The organism is Pseudonocardia terrae (assembly GCF_021343995.1).
GTDB classification, from domain to species: domain Bacteria; phylum Actinomycetota; class Actinomycetes; order Mycobacteriales; family Pseudonocardiaceae; genus Pseudonocardia; species Pseudonocardia terrae.
Map to the genome: position 1 here is coordinate 21,986 of NZ_JAJTTE010000060.1, position 20,487 is coordinate 42,472.

The window sequence follows — 20,487 nt, forward strand, 5'->3', positions numbered from 1 at the left end:
GCAGCCTCTGACAGGGGTAGTCCGATCGCCCGACAGCGGCGAGTTCGTCGGCTGCCTGGTTCGTGCTGCCCACCTCCGGAACCCCCAGCCTCCACAGCACGGCCGGGTCGCGACACAGCCCGGCAGGAAAGGAACCCGTCGCAATGAGCACCACCACCTACACCGTCAGCGGGATGACCTGCGCGCACTGCGTCGCGTCGGTGACCGAGGAGCTCGGCGAGCTGCACGGCGTGCGCTCGGTCGCGGTCGATCTCGGCACCGGCGCCGTCAGCGTGGACAGCGACTCCCCGCTCGACCCGGCCGACGTGCGCGCCGCGGTCGAGGAGGCCGGCTACCAGCTCGCGGCGTCGTAGCCGCACCCCACCAGTGCCCGGGCCGCTCCAGGCCGACGGGCCACAGCAAGGGACTGATCATGAACACTCTTGCGAAGCTCTCCGCCTACGGCGCGGCGCTCGCCCTGCTCACCGTCGGGGCGTACGCGACCGGATCCGCTGTCGGTCCCCTCACCAGCCCCGCCACGGCCACGGCCGCTCCCGCGGGCACGTCCGGCGGCGGGACCGCCGGGCACGGGGACACTCACAGCGGCGCCGTCCCGGAGACCGCAGACCAGCCCGCCGGGCTGGCGTCGAGCAGGGGCGGCTACACCCTCACGCCCACCGTCTCGACGCTCACCGCCGGGACCACCGACCTCGCCTTCCGCGTCACCGGCCCCGACGGGGTGCCGGTCACCGCGTTCGGCGAGGAGCACACCAAGCGGCTGCACCTGATCGTCGTACGCCGCGACACCACCAACTTCCAGCACCTGCACCCGACCATGGACCCCGACGGCACCTGGCACACCCGCCTCGACGTCCCCACCGGCGGGGTATACCGGGCCTTCGCCGACTTCACCCCGACCGGCGGGCCGGCGACCACCCTCGGCGTCGACCTGTCCGTGGCCGGCACCTACGCCCCCGTCGAGCACTCGACCAGCAGGACCGCCGAGGTCGACGGCTACCAGGTTCGCCTCGACGGCGAGCTGACCCCCGGGCAGTCTTCCCCGCTGACCCTCACGGTCACCCGCAACGGCGTGCCGGTGGGCGACCTGCAGCCCTACCTGGGCGCCTACGGGCACCTCGTGGCGCTGCGGTCGAGCGACCTCGCGTACCTGCACGTGCACCCCGACGGCAGCCCCGGCGACGGCCGCACCCCACCCGGCCCGCAGATCCGGTTCTTCGCCGAGGTGCCCTCGACCGGCAACTACCGGCTGTTCCTGGACTTCCAGCATGCCGGGACCGTGCGCACCGCCGAGTTCAGCCTGCCCACCGGATCGTCGGGCACGGCAGCCGATCCGGCACCCGAGTCGGCCCCGGCGGTGGGTCCCACCTCGCACGACGACGCCCACTCCGTGGGCGCAGGAGGGGGGCACTGATGTCCACCACCAGCCACACCTCCGCACCGGTCGGCGACCCCACTGGCCTCGGCACGGTCACCGAGGTCGAGCTCGCGATCAGTGGCATGACCTGCGCGTCGTGCGCCAACCGCATCGAGCGCAAGCTCAACAAGCTCGACGGGGTCAGCGCCACGGTCAACTACGCCACCGAGAAGGCCAAGGTCAGCGCCCCCGGCGGGATCGGCACCGACGAGCTCGTCGCGACCGTCGAGGCCGCGGGCTACCACGCCCGCCTGCCCGAACCGCCCGCGCCGCGGCCCGGCACCCCGTCGGGATCGGACGAGCGCCGCGACGGCGCCGATCCGGAACCGGATGAGCTGCGCGAGGCCCGGCAGCGACTGCTGACCTCGATCGTGCTGTCCGTGCCGGTCGTCGTCCTGGCGATGGTCCCCGCGTGGCAGTTCACCTACTGGCAGTGGATCTCCCTGACGCTCGCCGCCCCGGTGATCGTGTGGGCCGCCTGGCCGTTCCACCGCGCGGCCTGGGCGAATCTGCGCCACGGCGCTGCCACGATGGACACGCTGATCTCGCTGGGCACCCTCGCCGCGTTCTCGTGGTCGCTCTACGCCCTGCTGTTCGGCACGGCCGGGCTGCCCGGCATGACCCACCCGTTCGAGCTGACCATCAGCCCGTCGGACGGGGCCGGGAACATCTACCTCGAGGTCGCGGCCGGAGTGACCACGTTCATCCTCGCCGGGCGCTACTTCGAGGCCCGCTCCAAGCGCCGCGCCGGCGCCGCCCTGCGCGCACTGCTCGAGCTCGGCGCCAAGGACGTCGCGGTCCTGCGCGACCGCGACGGCACGACCGTCGAGGAACGGATCCCGGTCGCCCAGCTGGCCGTCGGGGACCGGTTCGTGGTCCGGCCCGGCGAGAAGATCGCCACCGACGGAACCGTGATCGAGGGCAGCTCCGCGGTCGACGCCTCGATGCTCACCGGGGAGTCCGTGCCGGTCGAGGTCGGCGTCGGCGACGAGGTCGTCGGGGCGACCGTCAACGCCGGCGGACGCCTGATCGTCCAAGCGCGCCGGGTCGGGGCCGACACCCAACTCGCGCAAATGGCCAAGCTGGTCGAGGACGCCCAGACCGGCAAAGCCGCCGTGCAGCGCCTCGCCGACCGGATCTCCGGGATGTTCGTGCCGGTCGTGATCGCGCTGGCCGCGATCACCCTCGGATTCTGGCTGGGCACCGGCTCCGGTGCGGCGGCGGCGTTCACCGCCGCGGTCGCCGTGCTGATCATCGCCTGCCCGTGCGCGCTGGGGCTGGCCACCCCGACCGCGCTGCTGGTCGGCACCGGCCGCGGCGCACAGCTCGGCATCCTCATCAAGGGCCCCGAGGTGCTGGAGTCGACCCGCAAGGTGGACACGATCGTGCTCGACAAGACCGGCACCGTCACCACCGGCACGATGCGGCTGGTCGAGGTGCACGTCGGTGACGGGGCCGACGAGGCGGAGGCGCTGCGGCTGGCCGGCGCGCTGGAGGACGCCTCCGAGCACCCCATCGCCAAAGCCGTCGCCCAGGCCGCCCGGGAGCGGGTCGGCACGCTGCCTGGCATTGACGGCCTCATCAACGTCGACGGCCTCGGCGTGCAGGGTGTCGTGGACGGGCACGCGGTGCTCGTCGGCCGGGCGGCGCTGTTGGAGCAGTGGAGCCAGCCGCTCACCGCGGAACTCGCGAGACTGAAGGAGGCGGCCGAGGGGCAGGGCCGCACCGCCGTCGCGGTCGCTTGGGACGGCCAGCCACGGGCGGTTCTGGTGGTCGCCGACGCGGTCAAGGACACCTCGGCCGAGGCGATCGCCCGGCTGCGCGGGCTCGGGCTCACCCCGATCCTGCTCACCGGCGACAACCGCGCCGCTGCCCGGGCCGTCGCCCGTGAGGTCGGCATCGACCCCGGCCCGGACACGGTGATCGCCGAGGTGCTCCCGGCCGACAAGCTCGCCGTGATCAAGGACCTGCAGGCCCGCGGTCGGGTCGTCGCCATGGTCGGGGACGGGGTCAACGACGCCGCCGCCCTTGCCCAGGCCGACCTCGGCCTTGCCATGGGCACCGGCGCCGACGTCGCTATCGAGGCCGCCGACATCACCCTGGTCCGCGGGGACCTGCGCACCGCGGCCGATGCGATCCGGCTGTCCCGACGCACCCTGGGCACGATCAAGGGCAACCTGTTCTGGGCGTTCGCCTACAACGTCGCCGCCCTGCCACTGGCCGCCCTCGGGTTGCTCAACCCGATGCTCGCCGGCGCCGCCATGGCGTTCAGCTCGGCGTTCGTGGTGGCCCACAGCCTCCGGCTACGCCGCTTCACTCCAACCGCCCGATAGGGCACGACAAGGTGGCCGGCTCATCCATCGACGGGCCGGCCACCCGGTCATTCCGCGACCGCTACGAGATCCCATACCCCGCACCCGTCCTGTTCGATCGAACGCAGCTGGCTGGCGTTGTCGGCCAGCCACGCCGCCAGCGGCCCACCCGTCGGGACCAGCTGCCGATCGCCCACGACCAGGAACCGGGCCCCTGCAGCGCGCAGCCGCGCCACCTCCTCGGGGGTGTGCCGATCAGCGGGCAGGCTCCAGCCCTTGCGGTCGGCCAGGAAGAACACGATCGGCTCCTGGTAGTTGTTGGTCACCCCGTCCTCGACCGTGCGGCTGGTCGTGGACACCACGGCCAGATCCGACGGCGTGGAGACGGCATCGAGCGCGATCGCGCAGCTGCCGAACACACCGGCCCTGTCCTGCAGCGACTGGGCGAACACGTTCACCCCCTGCGCCCCGAGCAGCACGGCCAGCACCGCTCCGGCCCCGACGGTAGCCGGCCCGTTCAGCCGCGCCCGGGCCCAGCCCAGGGCGACGACGATCCCGGCCCCGACTGCCATCGCGGCATACGGCAAGGAATAGACGTGGTACTGGATGCCCAGGTCGGTGCTGGTGTAGCGGCCGGCCGCGAAGTAGTAGAGCGTCAGCGCGATCGCACCCGCGCCCAGCAGCGGTAGCGGGGACACTCCGGCCGACCAGGCTCCTGCCGATGCCTCTGACGTGGCGCGACGGCTCGAGCGGCGCCGCCACAACCAGAGCACCCCGAGCACCGCGAGCGGGAGACCGACCAGGCCGTAGATGAAGATCGTCTCGGTGCGGAAGTTGCCCAGGTAGAACGCCGGGCTCAGCCACAGCGACAGACTGCCCCACTTGCTGTCGCCGCCGGAGATCACGCCGAAGGTGTTGCCGTAGGTGGCGTGCAGCCCCGCAGCGTGACGCAACCACAGCACTGGCGCGACCAGAGCCGCGACCCCCGCGACGTACAGCGACGGACGACGCAGCCGGTCGCGGGCGATGAACGCCACCCACAGCCCGATGACCAGCCCGATGTGCAGCGAGGTCGGCTTGACCAGGGCCGCTGCGGAGGTGGCCGCCGCGGCCCACACCAGGAGGATCGGACGGTCCTCCTGCAGCCAGCGACAGAATCCGAGCAGCGCGAGCAGGTAGAACGCCAGCACCGTCGCCTCGGGCATGAATGCGGTACCCCAGCGCATGAACGCCGGGGACAGCAAGAACGCCGCCAGCGCCCAGCGGGCCGCGGTCGCGGGCAGCAGCCGCCGCGCCAGGCCCCAGAACGCCGCCGCCGCGAGGAGCATGAACGCCAGCGAGATCAGCCGGCCGAGCACGATGTGCTCGCCGAACACCAGATAGGTCAGCGCCGTGAGCCAGGGCATCAGCTGGAACTCGGCCTCGACGTAGCCGGGGCCGGCCCCGCCCCAGTTGATCTGCGGGAAGAAGATGTTCATCCCGTTCGCCGCGAAGTTCCGCGCGATGGTGGCCGTGTCCGACTGCCGCCAGATATCGCCCGGGTACGCCGTCATCGGGGCGAAGGCGCGCGCTATCGAGAGCGCGATCACGACCGCGGCGATCGCCAGCACCCACCACGTCAGTCTGGCCAACGCCGGCCGGTCCGAAGGCGGCACCTCGGACGCCGCGGGCGTCCGTGCGCTGTCGGCGGACGAGCGGGGAGAGAGCTTCTCGGTGGGGAGGTCAAGACTTGATCCGTGCGGGGAACCCGCACCCTGGGACATCACAGCTCAGTCACCTTGCCGAGGGCAGAAGAGGGAGACGCCAAGCGCCTTCGCGGAGCCGCCCGGTCACGGTGAGACCCAGCCCGACGGTCCGGGCAGCGAGGGCGGCGTGTGCAGGAGTTGCAGAACGACCGGCGACGGTCGATCTACGTCCGCATCACGCACAGCCGGTAAGGCGACGCCTGAGCTATGAGGTGCTCGAGGAGTTGCCCATCGACGACCTCGATTACTGGTGGTGGGGCAGGGGGCGCCGTCGCCACGACGGCGATGGCCACGGGCGCGGTCAGTACTGCGCGCTCGGCGGGCGCTGTAGTGGCTGCATCCCACGCCGCCACTCCCCCGCACATGTCGGCCAACCGGACGTCCTGGCCGTTCCGCTCGGTGGCCAGAGCCGACGTCGTCAGGTGGACGGGCGTGGACGCGCCATGTCGAGCAGTCGCCGCGCCGAGGCCGCTCCACCTCGCCGTGCCGGCCGTGCTGACAAGGCGCAGCTGAGGCCGTTCCCGCGCCCACGCGTGCTGCGGCCAGCTAACGTGTCTGCCGCCTGAGCCGGTCACCCCCGGCTGCCTCCGCCGCCAGCGCTCGACCCGCCGTGTCGACGAACTCGAGCCCGGCCTGACCGACTACCCGCTCGACCAGGCCTACCCAGATGGCGGATCCCGGCAGCGACCTCGAACCCGATCTGGTGGGCGCCTCCGGTCAAAGTCCGGGACTCTGCATGAGCGGCGAGGCCAGCAGAGGCGGCGACGGGTCAGCAGCGGCGGCTGAGCAACCAGCGAAAGAACAGGCGCAACTCTCGTCCCTAGGCGCGTCGGTACGGACCCGCGGCTGCGACCCATCTCTCGACGGCGAATGCGTCGCTCCCGCGACGCGTCACGGTGATCTGTGCTGGCCAGCCAGCCCAATCCGCACGGCCGCGTCAGCTCCCGACAAATCTTCGCCCACTTCGGTGCGCCAGGCCTGCCCGAGCGCGTTCAAGCGGCTCCGCTCGCATCAAGCAGCTGTTGCGCAGGATCGTCCAGTTCCTGGGCGGGGTTGCCGCCCCACCGGGCACCGGCCGGGACTTCCTCGCCCTTCATCACGAACGAGTCGGGCTCGATCTCTACGGCGTCGCCGACCGACACGCCGTAGTGGACCAGGGTCCCGACGCCGAGGGTCACGCCGGCGCCGAGCGTGGAGCGGTCCGACTTGAAGGCGCCGTCTTCCTGGGAGTGGCACTGGATGATGCTGCCGATGTTGAGCGTGCAGTCGTCGCCGACCGCGGTCATGGTGCGCTCGGTGATCGACGCGCCGTCGTCGAACACGCGCCGGCCGATCCGCAGGCCGAGCATCCGGGCGACGAGGTTGTGGTACGGAGTGCCGGCCAGCAGCCGCTCCAGGGGCGGCATCGTGAGCTTCCAGTACCGCTCGTGCCGCCAGAACCGCACGTCGTAGATCGAGCAGGACTTCGGACGAATCCGGCGGAACCCCACCACGGCCCGCTCCCAGAAGATGAACCAGAGCAGCGAGAACAGCACGCTCGCCGCGACCTCGGCCGCGAAGGCCGCCGGACCCAGGTCGGCGTAGTGATCCACGGCCAGCAGCCCGAGCAGCAGCAGGCCGAGTACGTGTCCCCACCTCACGACCAGGGCAAACGCGATCGTGAGCGCGTTGTGGGCGTTTTTGCGCCCTAGCCTCCGGCGCCGCTCCTCCGGGATGATCTCGAACGCCCGGTCCCGCGCGACCGTCCGCGGGATCTCGAACGCCGGCGACCCCAACAGGCCCACGCCTTGGCGGACCGGGCCGTCGATCGGGATCGCGACCTTGGTGGCGAGCAGGCAGTCGTCGCCGGTGCGGCCGCCGGCCGGGTAGCCGATGTGGTTGCCGAGGAAGTTGTGGGCGCCGATCGCGGCTCGCGAGGCGCGGAAGGAGGTGCTGGAGAACTCGGCGTTGTTCACCGACAACCCGTCCGCGATGACCGTGCCGGCGCCGACCGAGACGAGGTACGGCGTCTCCTGGGCCACCATCGAGCCGAAGTTCGATCCAGTCTGCTCGACCTTCCCCAGGTCGTAGCCGAGAAGGTAGAGGTAGCCGACGATGTAGGAGCTGTCACCGAACAGCGTCACGAACAGCTTGATGTTCGTCAGCCGAAAGACGGCGCGGTGCAGCGAGTACCGCCAGCCGTAGAGCGGATAGACCCGGTCCGGCCGGACGAACAGTGCTGCCGCTCGCGGCGCCGTGAACACCACCGCCAGACCCAGGAACAGGCCGCCGAAGACGATGAACGTCGACCCGACGAGTGCGTCGACGTAGAAGGCCGAGGTCGTGTGCCCCAGTGCTCCCGGATCGAGCAGCGCTTTGAACTGGGGCACCCCGGTGAGCAGCATGAACAGCCCGCCGAAGCCCAGCGGAAGGTAGATCGCGAAAAGCTTGACCAACTGGCTGGCGACGAAGGTGAACTTCCGCACCGCCGGCACCCGCACGGGAGGGAGCCGGACGAAGTCGGTGTCGGTCGGAATCGGCGGCGACCCATGCCACCGCTCCTCGGCGGCCACGGTCTGTCCGCGGTGCAGCGAGGAGGCGTGACCGAGCTGGGCGCCGTCGCCCATCGCGGTGCCGATGTCCAGCACACTCTTCTCGCCGACGACGACGTCGCGGCCGAGCGTGACTCGTCCTTGCTGGATCCGTCCGGCGTGGGCGCGATAGCCGAGCAGGTAGACGTCCTTCCGCACGACCGTGCCGGACCCGATGCTGATCAGGTCGGTGCAGACCGGGACGTGGCGGGTGAGGATGACGACGTTCTTGCCGACCTTCGCCCCGAGCAACCGTAGGTAGAGCGTGTAGAGCGGGGAACCCACCATCAGCAGCGCCAGCGGGTTGCCCCGGATCAGCGTCTTCGCCAGCCAGAACCGGAAGTAGCGCAGGCTCCAGACCGGGAACTCCGTCTCCTTCCACCGCCCGACGAGAACCCACTTGGCCACGACCGGCAGCAACGCCATGGCCAGGAACGCCAGCGCGCCGGCCTCGAGCGAGCGGAGGTAGATCTCGACCAGCCCGACGCTTGTCGAGATCCAGACGTAGGCGCGGTCCATGACGTAGCCGGCGCCCGTCACATACAGCAGGAACACCAGCAGCTGCAGGACGCCGGTGAGCAGGTAGCCGACTGTGCTGTGTCGTACGGGGACGGCCTCGGCGACGACCGGAACCCGCGCTGCGGGTCGGACGGGCGACGCGCTCTCGGTGGCTGCGCTGCTCGGGATGGCTGCGGCAGCCATGCTGGCAATGGTCGGGTGGGCGTAGACATCCTTGATCGAGACCGACGGCAGGTCCTCGCGCTTGCGCAGCCGGGCGCAGAAGCGGGTCATCACCATTGAGTCCGCGCCCAGGTCGTCGAACACGTTGCGGTCGACGGGAACGTGCTCGACCCCGAGGACCTCGGCCAACACCTCGGCGAGGCCTTCGGCGACGGCTGCACCCCCGAGCGCCGGCGTCGGAGGCGGTGTGGAGCCGGCGAAGGCGGCAGCGAGTCCGGCGATCGTCGGGTGGGCGTAGACATCTTTGATCGAGACCGACGGCAGGTCCTCGCGCTTGCGCAGCCGGGCGCAGAAGCGGGTCATCACCATCGAGTCCGCGCCCAGGTCGTCGAACACGTTGCTCGCGACGGACACGTGCTCGATCGTCAGGACGTCGGCGAGCACGCTTGCCAGAGCGGCCGCCAAGTCTGCTGTCGGCTCTGCGTCGACGGGGGCCGGATGCGAGGACCCGGTCGGCGAGACCGGAGGCGCCGGCGCGAGCGGGGCTCCAGATGACGTCGGGGCCGGGGACCGCGGATACGGCGTCGGCCGTGGAGTCGGGGTCGGCAGTGCAGGCGCCTGTCCCGGTGGCCGCGGGTACGGCGTCGGTCGCGGGCTCGGCTGTGCAGGAGTCTGAGCCGGTGACCGCGGGTAGGGCGTCGGCCGCCGGCTCGACGTGGCCGTTGTTGCGGCGGGTGTTGGTGCCGGTGGCGGTGCGGCCAGATCGAAGGTCAGACTCCCGGGCGGTGGTTCCGGCGACGGTGCGGAGCCGACTGCTGGCGCTGAAGCGGGCTTGATGATCTGGTCGAAGGTCAGGATCCCCGGCTCTGCCGACTTTAGAGGTGGCGCTGGTGACGTGGTCGGGCCGGCATCGGGTGGCGGGTGCCGCAGGCCATCCAGCTGCTCCTGCAACCGGGCGTTCTCGCTACGCAACGTGTCCAGCTCCGCGTCGGCGGCGGGTTGCGACGCCAGGGCCGCGCGATCCACACATCCGTCGGCGGTCAGCGGCAGTTCCTCGAGGCGCTGCAGGCGGGCCGGCACGTGATCGGCGTCCAGCCGCTCGCGCAGCCAGGCCCAGATGGTCTCCTCGTCGGCCTGCGCGCGGTCGACACAGCAGGTGTAGTAGCCGACGAGCTCGACGTCCGGCGAGTGGTGGTGAGCATGGACGACCGCAGAGGTCACCCCGGGAACGGCCATCATCGTCGATTCCACCGCGATGAGATCGATGCGATGTCCTGCCACGCTCGTCTGGGCCGCGAGGCGTCCGCGGTACTCGACTTCGCCGGCCTCGTTGACCCGACCGAGGTCACCGGTGCGGTAGATCTTCCCGGTGGGGTTGCCGGGGATGTCGAGGAAGTCCTCGACGAACGCCTCGCCCGACGGGTTGAGATATCCGCAGGTCAGTCCGAGGCCGGCCAGACCGATCTCGCCTGTCTCACCGTGGGGCAGCGCCAAGGGATAGTCCGCGTCGAGCACGACGGTGGCGTAGGTCGGCAACGGCGCACCAATCATCACCGGCTTGTCCGGCAGCGCTTCGGTCCACGCGGCGGCCACTGTCGCTCCGGCGGGGACGTAGGCGGTGAAGAAGCGCCGACCAGGTCGCTGCCAGCGCGCGACCAGGCTTGGCGGGCAGGGCTCCCCCGCCACGACGAGCACCCGCAGCGCAGGCAGGTCCGCCTCGAGCGTGGACAGCAGCGCCGGGGTCGTGCACAGAGCGCTGACGCGCCGGTCCACCAGCTCGGCGTGCAACGCCGGGCCACGCAGGTGCGGACCTTCAGGCGCAGAGACCAGCGTCGCGCCGGCGACCCACGCCATCCAGGTCTCCTCGATCCCGCCACCGGAGCACAAGGGCTTGCCCTGGTAGACGCGGTGCCCGCCGATGCCGAATGTCTCGGAGGAGGTGCGCACCGCATTGCACATGCTGCGGTGGTCGATCGACACGCCCTCCGACCATCCAGACGAGTTGGGTAGGTGCACGATGTAGGCGATCTGGTCGGGTAGCGCCCCGCGTTCGGTGGGTTGCAGCCGCTGCGGGCTCATTTCGGCGATCAACCGCGCCGCGCCGTCGACGGCGAGGACCTCGGCCGATGTGGCCAGCAAGGCCTCAGTTGCGGCGACTCGACCGCGAAGGTGCGAACGGCTCAGCACGATCCGCGTGGAGGTGTCGGCGACGATGAAGGCGAGGCGGTCGACCGGAGCGGTCGGGTCGAGCGGCACACAGGTCGCACCGATCTTCAGCACCGCCAGGGTTGCCACGTAGGCCTCGACGTGATCGTCGAACAGCAGCGCGACCCTGTCCGCTGGGTTGGTGCCGTGCAGCCGCAGGTAGCGGGCGAGCCGGTTGGCCCGGGCGTCGAGCTCGTCATAGGTCAACGAGATCTCCGCGCCGTCGACCGCGAGCTGACTGGCCCGTCCGTACTCCCGGATCCAGTCGCAGCGCTCCTCGAACACGAGGTCGAGGCGCTCGTGGCGGCGGACCCGCCAGCCCTGCGCCTCGTGCCGGTCGACGACCACGAGGTCCGCGAGTGGGATCTCGGGGCGCTCACTGAGCGTCGACACCACGCGCTCGAACTGAGGAGCGGGGTTCGGCGGTGTCGCAGGCATGGTCATCCTGTCTGTGGCCGGTCAACGGGCAGGACGCGAGTACCGACGGGAACGCGGCAACGCGCGTCGACGGCGGAGTTGCTCCAACCTGGTCCTGCGCACGCTTGTCGTGCGGACACGGTGATCACGCCCCCCATCCAGCAACGGGTGCTGCCCCGCCAGCAGACCGTCACGAAATCCAGCAGACTGGTCGAGGGTTGCGCCGCAGGCCACACCGGGCAATGGCGTTTACGCCCGACGTCGGGCGCAGCCGAGAATTTTTGCCATCTGTTTACCCAGAGTGGGACAGGTCCTGGTGCGCCCGCGATCCTGAGCCCGGAGCCCGTGCGCCGCAACCGCCCTTCGTCCACGTGTTGATCTCGGTTTCGCGCGGGCCCCCGTCGCAGCCGGCTTGCGGTGCCGGCTCAGGTGCCGTCTCCGACAGGCTCGGGCGGCGAAGGAGTCCGGGTGCGCCCACGACCGCTCTCGGGACCGGCATCTCCGGCGCAGCCGGGCCCGTCCACAGCACCGAGCGTTGTCGGGGCCGGGAGGAAGATCGTCAGCTGTGGTGGGCTCTCACGCGTCAGGACCAGCCGGCCGCCCTGGTCCTCGACCAGGCGTGTCGCGAGTGGAAGCCCGAGTTCGCTTCCGCGAGTGGCGCCGTTCTCGCCGACGTTCGGAGGGTCAGTGAAGCCCGGGCCCTCGTCCTCGATGTCGATCGCGACGGCGTCGCCGACCTCTCGGACGCCGATCCGGACTGCTCCGGCCCCGTGGTGCAAGGCGTTGTCGAGTAGGACCGCGAGCACCTGTCGGATCCCGGCTCGTGAACAAGCGACGACGGGGGCGGGGTAGGTCCGCTGCCCCCACTGCGTGCCAGCGTCCGGCGCGGGTTCGGCGTCCTCGTTGTCGGAGCCGATGTCGATGACGAGACTCCGGCTGTCGGCGAGGAGTCTGGGCCGGTAGGTCTCGGCCACTTCGTCGAGCAGTGCGCCCAGATCGACCGGTCCCGTCTGTTCGCGCCCCCGGGCACGTGCGAGATCCAGCAACTCCTCGACGGTTCGTGTCAGGCGCTCGGTTTCGGCGATCGCGGCATCGAGCGCAGCGTTGACGTCGGCGTCCGGGCGGGCCCGGGCATTCTCCAGGCGCAGGCGCAGCGCCGCCAGCGGCGTTCTGAGCTGGTGGGAGGCTTCGGCCGAGAAGGCTCGTTCGCGGGCGAGGAGGTCGTCCAGCCGGGCGGCGGTGGTGGTGAACGCGGCGCCGAGGGCGTCGATCTCCGCGAGCCCGGCCCGGGGTGCCCGGACGCTGAAGTCGCCGTCGCCGAGCCGTCCGGCCAGCACCACCAGACCTTCCAGGGGATGGGCGAGGCGCCGGGCCTGGCGCCGCGCGATTGCCCAACTCGCGGCTAGTACCAGCCCCGCGAGACCCAGCATGCCGAGCCAGATCGGCACGAGCTCCGCGTAGACCGCCGACACCGGACGCGTGACGCGGACCGCGCCGATAATCTCGTGCTCCCCCGTGATCGGGACTGTTGCGACGACAGTGCCGTCACTCTCGACAATGCGAGGGCCGGCTCCCCGCAGTGCCGCATAGATATGCTCGTCGCCGGTCGGGGGTCCCTCACCGAGCAGGCGCTGGCCGTCGCCGTCGAACAGCCCGACGAGCCTGTTGCCGGCGACCGCATTGGTGGCCGGAAAGGCGGTCGGGTTCCGGTCGTGAGCAAGATCTGTGAGTACCGCCGCGGCATTGAGGTCAGCCACCCGCTGCAGCGCGACACCTTCCTTGGCCACGGCGTAACGGGCCAGCCCGAGCGCCAGCGGGATACCGAACAACGCCACGGCGATCGCGGCGATGATCACTGCAAGGGAGGTGATCCGAGTGCGCATGCCAGCGCCACCTCCCGTCGCCCAGGACCGGTCCGATGCCGTCACGGCCGCTGTCTGCGGACGTGGAAAGGCACGCTAGGCCTCGGAGGTTCAAGCCGGTAGCCGCCTCCCGGCCGGTATCGGAATTGCTTGCGCAGTAGATGGCGCAGCGTGGAGCTCGAGGGCTTTACCGGAATCGCCCGAACCGCATCCCTTTCATTGAGATCTGCCGGACTCACTGCGCCGGGTGGCGCGAGGCTCTCAAGTAGCTGGCTTGGCCCCCAAGACGAGCGCCAGGCTGCTCACGAGGACCGGCGTGTTCGCAACTCGAGGTCGAGATCGACGAGCTGCATGGGCTCGCCGCCGATCGACCGCCGCGCGCTCCGGAGGTGGCCACGGACTCGCGAGGACCTCGTCGCGCCGAATCGGCTTGATCAGGTAGTGATCCGCCCGGCGATGAGACCGGCGACGACGTCCGTCCCGGCACCACGGGAGGGCAAAGACCGCCGGTGTCATCGGTGACGTCCGTGCCGCCGGCGCCGCCGCCTCGGTCGGTGCCGCCTCGGTCGGCGCCGCCGACATGGTTGTGTCCTCAGGGTCTGCCGGTGATGTGATCGTCGGGGCTTTGCCTGCCGGCGGGTCCGGCGCCGCAGACACCGAAACGGGCGCCGGTGTGACCGAGGTGTCGATCGGATGCGGGTGATCTTGGGTGGACACGCCGCACGCCGCGCACGCACTGCCCAGCAGCACCCCAGCGACCACCCTGGTCCCCATCCGAGGAAAGGTGGCGCTCAGCGCCCGCGGCCGCCGCGCGGTCGGGCCGCAGACCCTCCCGGCGGCCATCGTTCCCGGCCGACGCCGCACCGCGAGCGTCAAGAACGACCCCTCATCATCTCGCTCGCCTCCAACACGTCGCCTACCGGGGAGTCCCCCCGCAGCGAACGCCTACACGGCCTGGAAGCGAATTCCGGTGGTCATCTTCGCCGCAGGCTGGGTGTGCCTGCTATTGCAGCACCGGGGACACCAGTCTTAACCCTAACCCCGCCCACTCGGTGACCCTGCTCTCCGAGCCGGCCGCCTGCCTCACCCCGCCGCCAGCACCCCAGCCGACCTGGTCGGCGTCTCAGCCGTACCAGAGCGTCCAGCGCGAGACGGGCAGGTAGCCCATCCGCCGGTAGACCCCGTGCCCGGCGTCGCTGGAGATCAGCACGGCGGGCAACGCAGGGTCGGCCAGCGTCGCCGCCCAGGTCACCGCGGCCCCGATGCCGCGGCCGCAGTGGTGCGGCAGGGTGGCCACGCACTCCACGTCGACCACCCCGTGCCCGGTCCACGACAATGCGGTCGCGACCGGCCTGCCGTCGACGTGCGCCAGCCAGAACCGTGCCGGACCGCCGCGCAACGCGGGGGGTGCCGGTGAGGCGGGCGCGGGGAAGCCGGCGGCGAGCACGTCCGCCCACTCGGCGAGGCGGTCCGGATCGTCCACCTCGGTCACGGTGACGTCGGGCGGCAGGGGCGGGGCGACGCCGCCGGCGGGTCGCACCATGAAGTGCGGATGCCCCATCAGCTGCAGGCCGGCGGGCCGCAGGTCCGGTGTGGGGTGCGGGGTGACGAGCAGCCAGGGCCGCCCGGGTCGCACCGTGTCCACCGCGGCCACTGCGCCGACGGCGCGCGCGGCGTCGAGGTCCACCGGCCCCGCGGACACCGCCGCGTTGAGGAACACGCAGGGCGACGCCGCGTCGGCGAGGACGAGCCCCGCCCACGCGCCGGACCGTGCCGCCGGCGGCCTCCGCCCAGGCCACGGCCCGGTCGGTCATGGCCCGGACCGCGGCCAGGGTGAGTGAGTCGGAGGCGGGGGTGGCGTCCTCCCCGCCCGTGGTGGAAGCGGTGAACCCGGCGCTCATCACCGCTCCAGGAGGTAGAAGCGGAACATCTCGTGCTCGATGGGCAGCACGGTGACGCCCGCGAACCCGGCTTCGGCGGCGTAGCGCCGCAGGAGGTCGGGCCGCAGGACGGTGCCGGTGGCGGCGGAGTCCGGCTCGCAGCGTCCAACGGGTAGGCAGTGCAGCACGCTGGCCGCGTAGAGGAAGCGCTGCATCGGGTCGGCGTCGGGGGAGAAGGCCTCGTCGGCCCGCTCGTCCATGATCACGATGGGGCCCCCGGTGATCCGGCGCGCGGTCCGCAGCGCCGCGACCGGGTGGGCGAGGTCGTGCAGCATCTCGAAGGCGAACACCGCGTCGTACCGGCCGGTGAGAGCCGGGTCCGCGACGTCGGCGACCACGCAGACCATCATCCAGCCGGACCGCGGGAGCCTGGGGAGCGCTCCCGCGGTCTGCGTCTTGCAGCCCGGACGAAGCACGTGACCGACAGCGACCGGCCCCGGACGAATTAGTAGAGCCCGCGGGGAGGGAGGGCCCGCCACCTCGCGGTGATCCTCGCCCGACGATCTCGCCGTCACCTGCCTTTCCGGCCGGGTCGGCCCTTGACGACAATCGAGCGCCAACGTCTGGGCCCGTACCTTCTCGGGTTCCTGGACTCCTCGGCCACACCGCCTCAAACCGATTGAGCCTCCGGGACCTTGGCCTGGCCGATGGACTGATCGGCTGTCCGGCCGGGGCCCCGAACTCCGGCACAAGTCGGGCAGCTCGACCCCCGCGGTCACCCTGCTCAGCCCGCCCAGCCCGACACCCGCAAGGCGCAGTGGTCGAGATGGGCTCAGGTGCTCGATCTTGCAGATGTGACCGTCCTGCTGCGCAGGCCGAGCCGGGCATCCACCGGCTGGTCGAGCCGGCCGCGTTCTGGGATATCGTGCTCGGCTCGGGCTACCGCGTGACCGTCGACCAGCTCGGTCCGGATCGGGCCGAGCGGGTGCGCGAGTCCGTGATCGGGCAGCCGAGCGCGCACGATCCGCACCCCTGTGGTCTACGGCGTCGCAACCCGGCCCGCTAGGCCCTCCGGGTGAGGCCGAGCTCGCGCTACAGGGCCGGGAACGACAGAGCCCGAGTGGCATGTCGGCCCGATTGCCCCGTGCTACGGCGACGGCACCACGCCCTCGGCGGGCCGCGCGGCAGGGTTGTCGTCAGGTGCTGGGTGCCGGATGCGGACGTGCACCTCCTGGATGGCGTTGTTGCCGTAGCCGAGGCGGTTCCACTGCGGCTGCTCGGGTTGGGTGTGGCCGGCCCGGTCGCTCGCCCGGGCCCGGATCACGGTGATCCCCGGCGTGTCGCAGCGGGTGATCCGTTCCCACCACCGCCAACCGTGCTGTTCGCGCGCGCCGAGGAGCCGGGCGCGCCGCCAGGGGCCGTCGCCGATGCTGACCTCGACCGCGCGGATCGGGCCGTGCCCCGACCACGCCACCCCGCGCACGACCAGTGCGCCGGGATGCAGCTCCTGGCCCGGCCCCGGGTCGGTGATCAGGGCGCGCACCCGCTGGAGGGTGACCGGCTCCGTGGCGTCGGGGTCGTCGTACCGGTAGACGTAGCGGTCGGCCTGGAAGTAGCCGGCGAAGGCCTGCGCGACGAGCTCGATCTCGGTCAGCCATTTCACCGAGGCGACTCCGTACCATCCGGGCACGACGAGGCGGACGGGGTAGCCGTGCTGGACGGGCAGCGGCTCGCCGTTCATCGCGTACGCCAGCAACGCGCCGCGGCCGCGGGCGTCGTCCAGCGGGAGGCTGCGCTCGAAGCGCACCGTGCCCGGCCGGCCGTCCACCCGCCCGGCGTCGGCGCCCCGGAAGAGCACCTGCCGCGCCTCGGCCCGGGCGCCGGCCCGCTGCAGGACGTCGGTGAGCGGGACACCGGTCCACTCCGCGGTGCTCACCGCGCCCAACCCCCAGGGCTCCCCGGCGACCGAGGGGCGCAGCAACGCCCGGCCGTTCCCGGCGCACTCCAGGGTGACGACCTGGGTCTGGGCGTGCATGGTGTGCAGGTCGTGCAGGCCCAGGCTCAGCGGGCGCGCCACCAGACCGGCCACGGTGAGCCGCCAGGACGACGCGTCCAGGTCGGGGACCGTGAAGTGGTTGCGCACGTAGAAATGCGCGCTCGGCATGACCACCCCACCGATCAACGCCGGGATCGCGGTCTCGCAGTTGAGCGGGTGCGCCCGGTGCACGACGAGGCCCGCGTCGATCGCCGCCCGACAGGCCCGCTCCGGGTCGAGGGCCGGGACCGGCCGGTCGAGCGCGGGCCGGGTCGCGCCACAGCCGCCGCTCGCCGTCACCGTGGGGTGCGAGGAAGCCGGGTAGACCTCGACGCTGCCCGCCGCGGCGAACGGGGCCAGGAACGCACGCAGGCAGGCCTGGTCGCCGGACTCCACGACCAGGTAGAACGTGTGCTCGCCCGGGACGACGGCCTCGGCCGTGACCTCGACACCGTGTGGGGAAGCGTCGGGACCGCCGAGGTGGTGACGCAGCGGCGCGCGCATGGTCGGGTCCGCGGCCGGGCAGTGCGCCGGGTCGTGCTGATGACGGACCAGGTACAGGGTCACGGGAGCCTTCCTCCGGGGTCGGCGGACGGCGCGGTCAGGGCACCGGGTCGGGACTCAGCCCGGCCCAGGCCTCGTAGCCGCCGAGCAGGTCGGAGACGTCGGCGAACCCGGCCGCGGCGAGCACGCTGGCCGCGATCATCGACCGGTACCCGCTCGCGCAGTGCACCACCGTGGGCCGGGTCGGGTCGAGCTCACCGAGCCGCTCGACCAGCCTGGCCAGCGGCAGGTGCACCGCGCCGGGGATGGCCCCGCGCTCGAGCTCGCCGGGGTTGCGCACGTCGACCACGACGAGGTCGGCGACATCGGCGCGGCGTGTGGCCAGCTCGGCAGCCGTCAGCCGGGAACTGCGCTCCACCAGCTCCGGATGCCGCAGCAGGACCCGCAGCGGATCACCGAGCGATCCGACCACCTGGTCGAACCCGATGCGGCCCAGCCGCACCGTCGCCTCGAGCTCGTGACCGGGCTCGCAGACCAGGACGATGCGCTGGTCGGGCCGGACGACGTCGCCGGCCCACTCGGCGAACCGCCCTCCGAGCCCGACGTTCAGCGAGCCGCGCAGGTGCCCGGCCGCGAACTCGCCCGGCTCACGGGTGTCCAGCACCACCGCCCCACGCTCCGCTTCCGCGTGCAGCTCGGCCAGCGAGAGCTCCGCCGGCGGGCGATGCTCGTCCAGCAGCGGCCGGTCCTGCAGGTTGCGCCGGGCGTCGAAGGAGAAGTACGGCGGGGTCAGCGGCTGCCCCTCGGTCACCGCCGCGACGAACACCTCCTCGGAAGGCAACGCCAGCGCGTAGTTCGTCCGGCGCTGCTCGCCGATCGTGGAGGAGTTCTCGCTCGACAGGTTCTTCCCACACGCCGAACCCGCCCCGTGCGCCGGGAACACCCGGGTGGCGTCCGGCAGGGTCAACAGCTTGCCCCACAGCGACCGGTACAGCTGCGCCGCCATGTCGGCCGGGGTCCGCCCGGACGCGGACAGCAGGTCCGGCCGCCCGACGTCGCCGATGAACAACGCGTCCCCGGTGAGCACCCCGTAGGGCACCCGGTCACCGGGATGCTCGTAGACCACCACGCTGATCGACTCCGGCGTGTGGCCCGGGGTCGCCCGGATCTCCAACTGCACCTGACCGAGGTCCAGGCGCCGGCCGTCCGGCAGGTGCTCGGCCGCGAAGTCGGTCCGCACCCCCTCGCCGTAGCAGATCACCGCCCCGGCCGCCGCCAGCTCCAGGTGACCGGAGACGAAGTCGGCGTGACAGTGCGTCTCGATGACCCGCTCGATCCGCAGCCCGTGCGCGGCGGCGTCGGCGAGGTAGACCGTCACGTCCCGATGCGGATCGACGACGACCGCCCGCCCCGAGGTCTCGTCCCCGACGAGATAGGACAACTGCGACAGACAACCCAGCGCGTACTGCCGGAAGATCACGGGCGTCTCCTCGCCACGAAACCGCACGGCCGCTTGACGGACGAGCCGCGGGTCGTCCTCCCCGAGGCCGGCCCGGCAGCTCCCACCCGGCCGTCCGAAAGCGTCCGGGGCCCGCCCGGCCGGTGCAGCTGGTCAGCTCGGTTGGGGCACGATGCGGATGTAGGGCCGCGGGGCCTGCCAGCCCTGCGGGTAGACCTTCCGTGCCTCCTCGTCGGAGACCGAGCCGGCGATGATCACGTCCTCGCCCTGCCGCCAGTTCACCGGGGTGGCCACCTTGTGCCGCGCGGTCAGCTGCAGCGAGTCGATCACGCGCAGGACCTCGTCGAAATTGCGGCCGGTGGTCATCGGGTAGACCAGCACCAGCTTGATCTTCTTGTCCGGGCCGACCACGAAGACGTTGCGCACCGTCTGGTTGTCCGCCGGGGTACGCGCACCCGCATCCCCGCTGGTCTCGGCCGGCAACATCCCGTACAGCTTGGACACCGCGAAGTCCGCATCGCCGATCACCGGATAGTTCGGGGCGTGGCCCTGGGTCTCGGCGATGTCGGAGGCCCATTTGGCGTGACTGTGCACCGAGTCCACCGACAGGCCGATGATCTTCACGTCCCGGCGGTCGAACTCCGACTTAATCTTGGCCATGTAGCCCAGCTCGGTGGTGCACACCGGGGTGAAGTCCTTCGGATGCGAGAACACCACCGCCCACGAACCGCCCATCCAGTCGTGGAACCGGATCCGGCCCTCGGTGGTCTCGGCCTCGAAATCGGGCGCCTCATCGTTGATCTTGAGTGGCACGGCGGCCTCCCCTCACGGCGGCAACGCGCGTCACCTCCGTGCCCCCGCCCGGGACCACCTGCCGGGCCGGGCAGAGCGCGTCACCGGGCCCTCGAAGGTACGCAGGCCCGCCCACCCGTCAAGCACCCACCCGGCCCGCACCGCCCGACAGGAAGGCGCACATCGCATTGACCAAGCCGGTCGCCATCGCGCCGCGCAGGCGATGCTCCGTTCGGCGGTGACCGGAGGCGGCGACCGGAGGCGGCGACCAGCTGGCGTTCACTGGGGCAGAACGCGAGCCAGGTGGAACTCGAACGGCAGCGCCTGACGTGCACACCACCAATCGTGAACCTCAGACCGCCAGCGGGCTCAGGCTGAAGATCGTGTCGGCAAGACTGACCACGCTTCATGACGAAGACCCGCTGCACTGCCGCTCGCTCGCACGCCCTCGATGCCCCGGTGGCCGCCATCGGGTGATCACTGCCGGTCACTCGAGCTGTTGGTTTGCGGCGACACCCTGCGCAAGGGCGCCGCGCTGAACACTGACCCGGCCCGTCGACGGCACCCCCGCCACGCGCGGGGGTGCCGTTCGTGCGTCCGGGGACGCGCAG

The 20,487-nt window shown here is 71.6% G+C and carries 12 protein-coding genes; 4 read left to right on the plus strand and 8 right to left on the minus strand.

Annotated features, from left to right (window positions below; genetic code table 11):
* Positions 1-143 precede the first annotated feature (143 nt).
* The 3 genes from LWC33_RS29000 to LWC33_RS29010 are packed head-to-tail and all read left to right on the plus strand — an operon-like array spanning position 144 to position 3,747.
* The gene (locus LWC33_RS29000; protein ID WP_233307875.1) at positions 144-353 is read left to right on the plus strand and encodes a heavy-metal-associated domain-containing protein; all 210 of its coding nucleotides are present in this window, start codon (positions 144-146) and stop codon (positions 351-353) included.
* Positions 354-412: 59 nt separating this feature from the next.
* A complete protein-coding gene (locus LWC33_RS29005; protein ID WP_233307876.1) occupies positions 413-1,411 on the plus strand; it encodes a DUF8832 domain-containing protein in 999 nt (332 codons plus the stop codon).
* Positions 1,411-3,747 carry a heavy metal translocating P-type ATPase gene (locus LWC33_RS29010; protein ID WP_255693345.1) on the plus strand — a complete coding sequence of 779 codons (2,337 nt, stop codon included), beginning with the start codon at positions 1,411-1,413 and terminating at the stop codon, positions 3,745-3,747. The genes LWC33_RS29005 and LWC33_RS29010 overlap by 1 nt, the downstream gene beginning before the upstream one ends.
* Positions 3,748-3,794: 47 nt before the next feature.
* Here LWC33_RS29010 and LWC33_RS29015 read toward each other — a convergent pair whose 3' ends face one another.
* The 5 genes from LWC33_RS29015 to LWC33_RS29035 form a co-directional block, all read right to left on the minus strand.
* Complete coding sequence (locus LWC33_RS29015) at positions 3,795-5,357, minus strand: ArnT family glycosyltransferase (protein ID WP_233307877.1); 1,563 nt, start codon at positions 5,355-5,357, stop codon at positions 3,795-3,797.
* A gap of 1,106 nt (positions 5,358-6,463) precedes the next feature.
* Positions 6,464-11,365, minus strand: coding sequence for a Pls/PosA family non-ribosomal peptide synthetase (locus LWC33_RS29020; RefSeq protein WP_233307878.1), 4,902 nt, complete (start codon positions 11,363-11,365; stop codon positions 6,464-6,466).
* A 404-nt stretch (positions 11,366-11,769) separates the two neighbouring features.
* Positions 11,770-13,227 (minus strand): sensor histidine kinase, encoded by a 1,458-nt coding sequence (locus tag LWC33_RS29025; protein ID WP_233307879.1) that lies wholly within the window; start codon positions 13,225-13,227, stop codon positions 11,770-11,772.
* A 1,102-nt stretch (positions 13,228-14,329) separates the two neighbouring features.
* The gene (locus LWC33_RS29030) at positions 14,330-14,926 is read right to left on the minus strand and encodes a GNAT family N-acetyltransferase (RefSeq protein ID WP_233307880.1); all 597 of its coding nucleotides are present in this window, start codon (positions 14,924-14,926) and stop codon (positions 14,330-14,332) included.
* Positions 14,927-15,106: 180 nt separating this feature from the next.
* The gene (locus LWC33_RS29035; protein ID WP_233307881.1) at positions 15,107-15,484 is read right to left on the minus strand and encodes a class I SAM-dependent methyltransferase; all 378 of its coding nucleotides are present in this window, start codon (positions 15,482-15,484) and stop codon (positions 15,107-15,109) included.
* A gap of 419 nt (positions 15,485-15,903) precedes the next feature.
* Here LWC33_RS29035 and LWC33_RS29040 point away from each other — a divergent pair, with 419 nt between their 5' ends.
* Entirely contained in the window at positions 15,904-16,152 is a 249-nt protein-coding gene (locus tag LWC33_RS29040; protein WP_233307882.1) for a hypothetical protein, read from the plus strand.
* Between the two features lie 81 nt (positions 16,153-16,233).
* On the opposite strand, the gene LWC33_RS29045 is transcribed toward LWC33_RS29040, so the two are convergent.
* The 3 genes from LWC33_RS29045 to LWC33_RS36300 form a co-directional block, all read right to left on the minus strand.
* Positions 16,234-17,688 (minus strand): sulfite oxidase, encoded by a 1,455-nt coding sequence (locus tag LWC33_RS29045; protein WP_233307883.1) that lies wholly within the window; start codon positions 17,686-17,688, stop codon positions 16,234-16,236.
* A 34-nt stretch (positions 17,689-17,722) separates the two neighbouring features.
* Complete coding sequence (locus LWC33_RS29050) at positions 17,723-19,105, minus strand: MBL fold metallo-hydrolase (protein ID WP_233307884.1); 1,383 nt, start codon at positions 19,103-19,105, stop codon at positions 17,723-17,725.
* A 132-nt stretch (positions 19,106-19,237) separates the two neighbouring features.
* Entirely contained in the window at positions 19,238-19,897 is a 660-nt protein-coding gene (locus tag LWC33_RS36300; protein WP_233307885.1) for a peroxiredoxin, read from the minus strand.
* Positions 19,898-20,487: the final 590 nt, after the last annotated feature.